13 protein-coding genes are annotated in these 10602 nt (G+C 39.5%); 2 read left to right on the top strand and 11 right to left on the bottom strand.

Going from position 1 to position 10602, the window contains the following annotated elements:
* Window positions 1–87 precede the first annotated feature (87 nt).
* The 3 genes from L4C39_RS00135 to L4C39_RS00125 all read right to left on the bottom strand — a co-directional run bounded on the left by L4C39_RS00135 (window position 88) and on the right by L4C39_RS00125 (window position 2508).
* Window positions 88–486 carry a hypothetical protein gene (locus L4C39_RS00135; RefSeq protein WP_017053853.1) on the bottom strand — a complete coding sequence of 133 codons (399 nt, stop codon included), beginning with the start codon at window positions 484–486 and terminating at the stop codon, window positions 88–90.
* 133 nt (window positions 487–619) lie between these two features.
* Complete coding sequence (locus L4C39_RS00130) at window positions 620–1279, bottom strand: hypothetical protein (protein ID WP_429743708.1); 660 nt, start codon at window positions 1277–1279, stop codon at window positions 620–622.
* A gap of 755 nt (window positions 1280–2034) precedes the next feature.
* Complete coding sequence (locus L4C39_RS00125) at window positions 2035–2508, bottom strand: hypothetical protein (RefSeq protein ID WP_429743706.1); 474 nt, start codon at window positions 2506–2508, stop codon at window positions 2035–2037.
* A gap of 199 nt (window positions 2509–2707) precedes the next feature.
* On the opposite strand from L4C39_RS00125, the gene L4C39_RS00120 reads away from it, so the two are divergent.
* Both L4C39_RS00120 and L4C39_RS00115 read left to right on the top strand, forming a co-directional pair.
* Window positions 2708–2956, top strand: a complete 249-nt coding sequence (locus L4C39_RS00120) for a type II toxin-antitoxin system Phd/YefM family antitoxin (RefSeq protein WP_171757608.1) — start codon at window positions 2708–2710, stop codon at window positions 2954–2956.
* The gene (locus L4C39_RS00115; protein ID WP_053302227.1) at window positions 2946–3236 is read left to right on the top strand and encodes a type II toxin-antitoxin system RelE family toxin; all 291 of its coding nucleotides are present in this window, start codon (window positions 2946–2948) and stop codon (window positions 3234–3236) included. The genes L4C39_RS00120 and L4C39_RS00115 overlap by 11 nt, the downstream gene beginning before the upstream one ends.
* A 138-nt stretch (window positions 3237–3374) precedes the next feature.
* Here the strand turns inward: L4C39_RS00115 and L4C39_RS00110 are convergent, their stop codons facing one another.
* The 8 genes from L4C39_RS00110 to L4C39_RS00075 form a co-directional block, all read right to left on the bottom strand.
* On the bottom strand, window positions 3375–3839 hold the full coding sequence (locus L4C39_RS00110; RefSeq protein WP_429743705.1) for an ASCH domain-containing protein: 465 nt from the start codon (window positions 3837–3839) through the stop codon (window positions 3375–3377).
* A 143-nt stretch (window positions 3840–3982) separates the two neighbouring features.
* Window positions 3983–5422 carry a toll/interleukin-1 receptor domain-containing protein gene (locus tag L4C39_RS00105; protein WP_429743703.1) on the bottom strand — a complete coding sequence of 480 codons (1440 nt, stop codon included), beginning with the start codon at window positions 5420–5422 and terminating at the stop codon, window positions 3983–3985.
* 730 nt (window positions 5423–6152) lie between these two features.
* A complete protein-coding gene (locus tag L4C39_RS00100) occupies window positions 6153–6533 on the bottom strand; it encodes a SpoIIAA family protein (protein WP_429743701.1) in 381 nt (126 codons plus the stop codon).
* Window positions 6534–6752: 219 nt separating this feature from the next.
* Window positions 6753–7436, bottom strand: a complete 684-nt coding sequence (locus L4C39_RS00095) for a hypothetical protein (RefSeq protein WP_429743699.1) — start codon at window positions 7434–7436, stop codon at window positions 6753–6755.
* A gap of 127 nt (window positions 7437–7563) precedes the next feature.
* The gene (locus tag L4C39_RS00090; RefSeq protein WP_429743697.1) at window positions 7564–7977 is read right to left on the bottom strand and encodes a GFA family protein; all 414 of its coding nucleotides are present in this window, start codon (window positions 7975–7977) and stop codon (window positions 7564–7566) included.
* Between the two features lie 182 nt (window positions 7978–8159).
* Window positions 8160–8579 (bottom strand): lysozyme inhibitor LprI family protein, encoded by a 420-nt coding sequence (locus L4C39_RS00085; protein WP_429743711.1) that lies wholly within the window; start codon window positions 8577–8579, stop codon window positions 8160–8162.
* Between the two features lie 704 nt (window positions 8580–9283).
* Window positions 9284–10036 carry a DUF2971 domain-containing protein gene (locus L4C39_RS00080; RefSeq protein ID WP_429743695.1) on the bottom strand — a complete coding sequence of 251 codons (753 nt, stop codon included), beginning with the start codon at window positions 10034–10036 and terminating at the stop codon, window positions 9284–9286.
* 136 nt (window positions 10037–10172) lie between these two features.
* A complete protein-coding gene (locus tag L4C39_RS00075) occupies window positions 10173–10595 on the bottom strand; it encodes a GrpB family protein (RefSeq protein ID WP_429743709.1) in 423 nt (140 codons plus the stop codon).
* Window positions 10596–10602 lie beyond the last annotated feature (7 nt).

Raw genomic sequence — 10602 nt, 5'->3', positions numbered from 1 at the left:
CCTAAAGTATTGTGCCGTAAACACTAAATTCAAAGCAAACTAAAAATGCCGAGCGTTGGGAATCCGTCTTAAACGCTTTGTTAGGCATTAGCCCACCTTTGATTTCGGAGGGTTCTCTAAGTAAGCCGCCCGATACTCTTTGAAGTAGTACTTTTCCATTTCATTCGGATTATCGACAATAACAAAACCAAGCCTCAAACCACCATAGTTATCGATAATATAGCGATAAAAACAACCACTAGAACCTGTCGCTAAATGCTTTGCGTACTGAAGATATCTACCTTTAATAGATTGTTTAGTTTTGCCAATATATAGAATATCTGACTCACCTCTTAACCTAGGAACAGGACGAACTGAACGGAAAAAATAAATAACACTTTTAGCATTACTAGCTTCCGATGACCCAAACAAATCCTTGAATTGACTTTCTAAATCACTTGTTTCTGTGATTATGTTTGGTAGCATTTTAATGTTATCAATATTCAATTTTATCTCCTGATGCCTAACGCCCAATTAACTTGCGCAGCAACGCAATACAGTGGTTCTGCACTGCGCAATAATCACTGAAACCGACTAGAAGTAAAACTGCCATGCGTTGTAAGTCAGGTTAAATTGTTTGTTAGGGCTCGCCTTCCAATGACACTTCTTGTTCCGTGCGATCTTCTATATACAACCTAAAGTAAACCACTGACATGAATACCATTAAGCTAGTTGATATAAGCCCATACAAAATTTCAGATACTATGAATAGTAGTGTCGAAGCATCTCCAACAAGCCCAAAAATGAAACCTATAAATATTTGTGAACCACCAATCAATGCAGTAACCATCATTAACCTACCAGCTATACCTTTTGTATCTTGCCAGCTTTCGTTTAATGCCGAAAATACCGGTTTGTCGTTTAAAGTAGCCTCAAAGTCTGCAAACCCATATTTAGCTGCAACATATAAGCCCGGTACGATCAGTGCAATAAACCCAGCCAAAACAGCTACGCCATAGAAAAAATATACAACCAACAGCCGCCACCACTCATTCAAAGAAACAGTTTGTTCTTTAGGGTAGCCTGAAGCAGAAAAAGCCATAAACTTGATGAAACGAACCATTAAATAAGTGTGAAGAAAACTTACGAAAACAAGGTAGAAAATATTGCCCCAATCATAAAACAGCTCAATAAAAGGACTAAGAAGCGATGTTATAATCACATATGGCCCAAAGAGTTTGAAAATAGATCTAATATTAGATTTGGAGAAATAAAAGCACTCCGTCAATAGTTTATTCATAGTGTCCATTCATTAAATTACAATTGTAGATAGCATATCAAATTTTGATAATTCCCCAAATGTGGGGCCTAACGCCCAATTAAGGTGCGACAACGCTATAACACCCAAACTAAACCATTGCACCGTAAACACAAAATTCAAACCGGAGTGAACTCGCTAAGCGTTAGGAGTCACTCTTAAATTGTTTGTTATATTGCCCGCACGACAGAGCCAAGTTTAGCGCCAACGTGCTGAATTGGTTACAAATCTACTGGCTTTGAACTCAGAAGTAAAACAGATAGTTCGAAACTCAATCATAGACAACAAAACGCACTTGGCTAAGAAACGAAATGAGCTAAAATTGGAGTCATTCGATTAGCCAAAGTGACAAAGAATTCGAACGAGAAACCTGACGACAAAGTGCGCTGAAGCCACAACTTTCAATGAAATCCCCACGAAAGAGAAGCCGCGCAAAATGAACATGAGCCAGCAAACTTACTAACGAGAAGACTTGCGTGACGTTGCAGCTAATTAACCGACACTCTTTCTACGTGCGATGGTCATTTTGATGGCAACTTTCACGAGACGAACAGGTGTGTAGCTCGGACGCAGAACAAAGATAAACGAATAATTTAACCCTTTGAATCTTATGCAATATAACGCCGCATTAAGTGGTGAGCAACGCAGACCACCGAACTCAAAGTATTGTGCCGTAAACACCGATTTTGAAGCAAACCAAAAATGCCGAGCGTTGGGAATCCGTCTTAAATGCTTTGTTATATTTTACTTTCTACATAGCTTGGGACATCAATTTTTTGCCCACCTTGAGAAAAGTGGAGATCAAATGCATATGCTAACTTCTCTAGCGGTGCTTCGTTATAACCAACACTTTGAACCTCGGTGATGTAGCGTTGCAAAAAGCCAATAGCACCAAAAGTCTTCCATTGGGCAACATGCACCAACTCGTGAAAATGCAAACGTAAGTTCTTAGCGACACTCGGAACAATATAGTAAGTGTTCTTGTATGTTATGCCTTGGACTTCCATATCAAGAAAATCACCTAGACCCGCTTGGCGTAATTCTGGAAAATCTGGTTTTGGGATACTATCAACGACTACAAAATATGAGTCAGCTAGAAACTCTTCAGAGTAAAAACCAGCAAATTCAATCGTAAACAACGCACAATTTTGCCGTTGACTAGAAAACCTTTCATTAGTTAAATCAATCCATTCTTCGATTCTGTTTAGCACGATGAACTCCAATAAAATATAACGCCCAATTAAGGTGCGACAACGCTATAACACCCAAACTGAACCATTGCGCCGTAAACACAAATTTCAAATCGGAGTGAAATCGCCAAGCGTTGGGAGTCACTCTTAAATTGTTTGTTATATCACTTTACCATGCGCTACAATGACCATTATAAAGACCAGTTAAAGGACTCATTTAATGACCACTAGAATCTTAGCCGATGTTGCTGCAAGTATAACTGAACTAAAAGCAAATCCAATGAAAGTTGCTACTAGCGCTTATGGTGAACCTGTTGCTGTACTCAATCGAAATGAACCCGCCTTCTATTGCGTTCCAGCCGAAGCATACGAAATGATGATGGACAGACTCGAAGATCTTGAGCTACTTACAATAGCAAAAGAACGCGAATTAGAAGAGAGTATTTCGGTAAATATTGATGACCTATAAGCTTGATTTCAAAAAGAGCGCACTCAAAGAGTGGAAGAAACTCGGATCGACTTTACAACAGCAATTCAAGAAAAAGCTGATTGAGCGTTTAGACAACCCACATATACCTGCTTCCAAACTTTCTGGCGCAGATAACATGTATAAAATCAAACTACGTCAATCAGGTTATCGCTTAGTATACAAAGTTGAGGATGACGTAATCATAGTAACCGTCTTAGCTGTAGGCAAACGTGAACGAAGCGATGTTTACCGTAAGGCTATGAAAAGACTAGATGATTAGTGATTGTGATATAACGCCCAATTAAGGTGCGACAACGCTACAACACCCAAGCTAAACCATTGCACCGTAAACACAAAACTCAAACCGGAGTGAAATCGCCAAGCGTTAGGAGTCACTCTTAAATTGTTTGTTAGATTTTTATTTAAAGACGACCTTAAAGCGTTCCAAAATCAATAGCATGTCCTCACTTGGAGCAATGCCTAACTCTTCACATTCACGTGAGAAAAAATTCCAGTGAGCATTTCGCCACCACTTTAAGGTTTTATCACCCTCACCTTCTGCTGCTGCGAATTCAGGTGTAACTTCGTTATATTTACATTCAGATACTGACGTAATTTCTACGATACAAATAGGCTTTCCGTCCCAATTAGTTACAACTTGAAGATGCCCGGTCTCTGGCATTAGCTCGCCTTCAAACTTATACCAATGAGCTAAACTGCATGATGCTTGCTTTTCACCACGTAAAATAAGTTCGGCACACAAATTCGCGTTGTACTCATCAGCACAGTAATAATCAGAACTGAAAGATGTATATTCATCAGCGATTTGAGGGGGTAATGTCTTCAGAAAACTATCTAAATAAGCTTGGCTCAATTCATCCATGATTTACTCGATTTCAATTAAAAATATAACGCCCTGTTAAGGTGTGAGCAACAAAATAACGATGCTAACGCATACCACCTTAAACACAAAACGCAACGCATGGTGAAAATGCCACGCGTTGCGAATCACTCTTAAACAGTTTGTTATGCTCGTGTTGCTAAATGCTCATAACCTAACAAAGCAGTAGGACTAAATGATTCGAAATGCCAGCGTGGTACTCTTTGAGAGTCTTGAGCATACACTTCCATTAGCTTAGCTAACTCACTAATATCACTTATACCTAATGCTAATTTCACTTGTTCGAAGTATGAAACTGAAGAGGAACGAGCAAATATTTCAAAAGGGTTATTAAAGTGACCTAAGTAAAGAAGAGTATCTGGAAACCACCTGTTATAGTAACTTTCTTTATGCAAGTCAGCCCTAATAAATAGCAAAAAATCAGCTTGCATTATGTGTTTAAATTCCAATCCAGAACCTTTTACTCGCTCTTTTAGTAAATCTGAGTGAACGGATAAACGATTTAGCTTTAGCCTGTTATTCCTGTGTTCTAAAGATCTTAGATACTCCCTGAAAATATGATACTCAAACATTACTGTTTGACCATATTGAGCTTTTCCTTCGATATAATATTGCTGAGAAAGTAGTTTACCTGTTAATTCAAACTGCTCATTCTTTATTAAGATGGCTACTGTATACAGAAAAAGTTCATGGATAATGAATTTAAAATTGTCAAAGTCAGTTTCTCTCCATGAAGAAACATGGCTTGGCTTATCCATATAAGGTACCAATGATTCAAAAAATCTATGGATTTTTTGAATGTTAGTCTCGTTTGCAGCATATTGAGATATTGCAAAAATTATTGATAGGTATTCATTTCGGTAAGGTAAAAAACTTGCAATACTATCTATAACTGCATCATCAAACTCACCCTGAACTTCAGTTAATCTAAACCTCTCTAAATTTGAAGAAAAAGTCTGCAAGTACTCATCTAACGCACCTGATGCGAATGGTTTACTTTCCTTAATTGCAGATAGAGTCCGTTTCTGTATCGTTGCAGTACCTAGTGAAACAGTCTCCTCCGACTCATCAAGAAATGAAGGCTTCTTGCCTATTTCAGGTCGAACAAATAAGGGCTTGTCATAGATCCAGCGAAGGAGCTTTTCATAGTTGTCTGAGTACTTGTCTGGTTCACTAAGATCTATATAAATTCTTGATTTATAATAAGTGGGTAAGAAAGCTTGTCCATTATCATCACGATTTGGAATAACCGCGACAAATTTACCTTGTTCTTGATCCTCATAAACTTCGCGAGAAATAATCTGAGTTTCTGTTCCAACACCTCCAGAGCGACCATCTGCGCGAGAAGCATAAGCTTCATCGCATATCATAGCGACCTTCTTGATTTCTGGATCTGTAACCATTTTCTCCATAAAAGCGAAAGCATCATGACCTTCTTTTAGATCCCACTTATCCAAAATTACGTGGATACCTGATTCTGTAAGTTCTGTAGCTAAATCGATAACCCATTGCTCATGCTCTGGAGTTGACCAACAATACGAAATAAATAATTTTGGATTTTCCACTAATCTTACCTCCTATGAATAGAGCATAACGCCGCATTAAGTGGTGAACAACGCGACCACCCAGCCTAAACCTTGCCACATTCAGCACTAAAGCCGACCTAGACTGGAATCGCCAAGCGTTGAGAATCCGTCTTAAATGCTTTGTTATGTTTTAACACAAACGACTGATTTATTTGGCAAAGAACTGCATTGCAGACCTAGATTTCTGAACCAAATCACAAGCTCGGATTCATTTTACCGCCAGATGCGCCAAGCCAGAAACGAGTAAGTCCACTTCCCTGCTAATGAGGCAACTCGATACGCTTTCAACAAGCACCCTTTCTTAGCAAAAGCAGCGCAGAACAATGGCGATTTGCCGAGACTACTGCCAAGGTTATTGGCTGATTGAGAAATATGCCCAAAGCGACTTTGAGCCAGAGACACAGGACGACCAAACCACCCGAAAACTTGAATGAAGCAACCCACGAACTTTGGCATGTTTTACGGGTGAAGTGATTCAAGAACTTGGGCAGACAATGGTACTTTGCTGAGTCTACTCAGGACAAACACCCAAAGGGGCAAAGAACGATTAAAAGGCATTTAAGCCATTGAAACCCATGTAAAACATAACGCCCAATTAAGGTGCGACAACGCTATAAAAACCGGGCTAAACCATTACGCCGTAAACACAAAATTCAAATCAGAGTGAAATCGACAAGCGTTAGGAGTCACTCTTAAATTGTTTGTTATGTTAATCAGTTAGCCACTGCACTGCCGACTCGTAGCTACCAAATGATTCCATTTCACCTGATATAAACCAACTACCTATTTTGGCGGCTAGCTCCTGCCAATTCTTATCACCGTAGATGGCTATTTTCTCAATATTAAAGCCGACCTTTAGCCCAAGCTGAAAATCATCCCACGCAGCCCGAAGCTCCCAACCTGAAAACTCAGTAATATCGACCAACATTTTTATATGCTTTGAGTTGATACCCTTTAAGCTAGAATCCAAGACAGGAACAATTGCTTCATAGTCCTTATGAGTGAGTTTACCTGTARCCTTAAACACTAAAACAGATTCCRAGCAAATGCGCTCAATACCTATTGTAATTCCATGACGTTCTATGCTCATAGCGAGTACCTCAAGTTGGATTGACCTATACAGCTTAGGATAAGCGAGCAACAAAAGATGAGAGCTAATTACCAGTTTTATGCGGAATTTCAATGAGTAACATAACGCCCTGTTAAGGTGTGAGCAACGCAATACCGAAGCTTCCGCATACCACCTTAATCACTAAAACCAACGCATAGTGAAAATGCCACGCGTTGCGAATCATTCTTAAACAGTTTGTTAGTTGTCTTTGCTCAACACTGCATTTATCGCGACACCAATATTTAGGTATTGAGCTTCAAGTTCAAAATATATATCTAAAACTTCAGTAGCCGGGCGTGATGGATACACAATGCAATCATATTCGAACTCGGAAACAATATATTGAGCGATGTTATTTTCGTAGTCCATATTAAACTTTTTGATTGGAATAACCCTATGCTTATTTATATTCACCAGAGCCGCCACATATTTGAACTTTGAATTTTCTCTAACTAGCTCAACTGCCTTACTGACACTAAGCAAACTTGCGTGTTCAGAAAGTTTTAGACTTCTTGACACATTGTAAAATGTTATGTCTCGCTCTCTTTTTGGTGCGACTGTAGGAAAGCACGCACAAATAATTTGAGCAAAAATATCCGCAATAGAGTGAAGAGTTTGAACATGAGCTATTAAATGAGCTAATGACGCCAATCTTGGATCTCTTCCAACTCCCAACACTGACTTTTCGACATGACTTACTTCTTGCGTTGAAACCAAAGTCGCATGATATCCATGGAACTTAGATAGTTTAAGCTTCCATTGAATTGAAGCGACTTGGTCTTCAAAGTACTCAAATTTTTCTTGAGACATCTGATCTTTAACCAACGTCAGCAATTGACCGTTTTTCCAATCTACCACCATACCTCCGAATTGCTGTGACAACTAACGCCGCATTAAGGTGTGAGCAACGCTGCCACGGACCTAAACCATTGCGCCGTAAACACGAAACCCAACCTTGAACTGAAAATGCCAAGCGTTGGGAATCACTCTTAAATGCCTTGTTAGCTGCTTACTCTCCACTTTCAAAGTGAGCAAAAACTTCCGCACCAGTCATATTTTGTGTTTCATTTTTAAATTCGTAGTATTCGGGCTTTTCATCAATGAATATTTGATGAGTTAACTTGTAGTCATCCTCTGACATCAATAGCCCAACAGGAAGGTGGTACTGATTATTTGGCACTAAAAAGTAGAACAAATGAGTACCACATTTACCGCAGAAACCTCTTTCAGCCCAATCTGATGACTGATATCTAACAACATTTGATTGACCTGATATTTTAACTGAATCAGCGCAATCAATAGCTAACATCGGACCGCCTGACCAAGTTCTACACATACTACAATGACAAGCAGCCAATTCGGTACTAGCGTACTCGACTTCCAACTTCACCGAGCCACATAAACACTTCCCTTTACCTTTCATGAATCCTCCAATCTTTGCAATGTGTGTGAAAATTATCGCCAGCTAACGCCGCGTTAAGTGGTGAGCAACGCTACCACCTAACCTAAAATATTGTGCCGTAAACACTAAAGCTGAATCAAACCGAAAATGCCAAGCGTTGGGAATCCGTCTTAAACGCTTTGTTATGTGCGTGGTAGATTAACCTACTGTTTTGGTTCAGGTAACACTGGAGGAGTACTGTCCATGTAGGTTAAAAAAGTCTCCCAAACTTCATGAGTTCTTTGTTTGGTTAGCTTGGTTTTACATGAAATTGCCATAACACCTCGAATTGTGCCATCACGCCATTGCGTATATACAGAATCACAATGAGATGACATATATGCCTGCCAGTCAACTTGAGCGACTTTGATTGCTTTAACTAATTCTGGGTCATACGAATTATGTTCAAAGCTAGCGTCCAAATAGTTGGAAAGATCTTCTTTTGCTGATTCGAGTTCTATTGATGCACACTGGTTGATTTGGAGTGTATTTAAAGCATTATCGCAATCTATCGGGGCATTTTCACCTGCAATAGAAGTGATAGAAACCATGCAAGATAAAGCTAAAATTAGTCGACTTTTCATCATTTTCCTCTAAAGCACATAACGCCGCGTTAAGTGGCGAGCAACGCTACCACTGCACTCAAGACATTGTGCCATAAACACTGATGCATATCTTTAAACTGAAGCCGCCAAGCGTTGGGAGTCCGTCTTAAACGCTTTGTTATATTGCCCGCACGACAGAGCCAAGCTTTGCGCCAAGGTGCTGAATTAGTTACAAATCTACTGGCTTTGGACTCAGAAGTAAAATGGATAGTTCGAAACTCAATCATAGACAACAAAACGCACTTGGCTAAGAAACGAAATTAGGTAAATTTGAATAGTTAAGTTAGCCAGAATGACAAAGAATTCGAGCGAGAAACCTGACAACAAAGTGCGCTGAAGCCACAACTTTCAATGAAGTTCCCACGATAAAGAAGCCGCGAAAAATGAACTTGAGCCAGCGAAACTTACTAACGAGGAGACTTGCGTGACGTTGCAGCTAATTAACCGACGTACTTTCTACGTGCGATGGTCATTTTGATGGCAACTTTCACGAGACGAACAGGTGTATAGCTCGAACACAGAACAAAGATAAACGGATAATTTAACCCTTTGAATCTTATGCAATATAACGCCCTGTTAAGGTGTGAGCAACGCAATACCGAAGCCCCCGCATATCACCTTAAACACTAAACGTAACGCATAGTAAAAACGCCACGCGTTGCGAATCACTCTTAAACAGATTGTTATACAAATTCTAACCGATATTGCTCTTTAGCTTTTACTGCGCGCTTAAACGATAGACTTACGTCATGTTTACGTTCAAACGACTTAACTAATAGCTGCAACTCATTCAAATCTGCATCTGAAATTTTAGCTCCGGCAATAACACCTGTTATCAACTTCGGATAAAAAGAATGTATTCCAGGACCTGTAATATGAGCTAAACACCTATGCTCTTGCTCGTATTCCCAATCTTTTGCTTTTACCAGAAATTGCTCAGCTAGAGCCTCAAAACCATCAGCCTTTCCCATCGTCACCTTGGGCATATCACTTTTGTACTGCACAGCCCATGCAATTAACAAATATTCAGGCGTCTCCAAAAACTCAGCAAAATTTGTTGGTGTTTCAAACTCTACAACAAAACCTTTATGATTATCCGCATAGTGTGACCACATTAAGATATTTTCAAAAGTCTCAGAAAGAGAACATATACCAAAACTTGAGGTCATGCTTTCAGTAAAATCTCCGGACACCAATGAACTTTTGAGGTTCTCGAGCATTGCCCACTCATCTGCTACATTCCCTTGAAAAACCATCTTAGCATTCTCAAGTAAATCAGTTCTCGACAAAGCATATTCTAATGACTTTTCAACATCATAAGAGACAACACAATCAAATGGATCATTAAACTCCTCTGCTGACGAAAACTTCATAGTACAATTTGATAGGATGTTCTTAGAACCATTTGAAAATGGAACATATTTGTACAGCTTCAATTTTTCACCTATTTGTATAACGCCGCATTAAGTGGTGAGCAACGCAGGCCACTGAACTAAAAGTATGATGCCGTAAACACCAAAGTTAAAGCAAACCAAAAATGCCGAGCGTTGGGAATCCGCCTTAAATGCTTTGTTATGCCTGTCTTAAAACGCGCTCAATAAAAGCTGACTTTTTTCGACGATACTCTTCGTGAATCCAGCCTGTACAAGACATTTTGAGTTCATTGTATTGTTGAACCAACTCAGGGCTTTCACGGAGCTTGTCCCTAAACCTCACAAAGAAGTCAAATTCTGAGCCATTCGCTATGACTTGAAAAGCGACATCTTCACCTGAGCTATTTTCTAGCATGCAAAGCTCTGGAGTTCTTAACGTATTGGATTTTTCGTTGAAACCTAAAGTAGAAAGTAACTTCACTGCTTTTTCTAGATCGTTACCGTTAACGCCAACAAGTATGTCTAGGTCTCCCTTAGATACAGCATTAGGGATAGAAGACGCTCCAACATGCTCAATTGTTGCGCCTGGAAGTAAAGCGACTATCTGAAGTTCATACTTCATACTTACG

Origin of the sequence: Vibrio clamense, assembly GCF_050337905.1 — a bacterium.
GTDB classification, from domain to species: Bacteria; Pseudomonadota; Gammaproteobacteria; order Enterobacterales; family Vibrionaceae; genus Vibrio; species Vibrio cortegadensis.
Note: the sequence above shows the minus strand (reverse complement) of the source record. Positions and strands in the feature narration are given on the sequence as shown.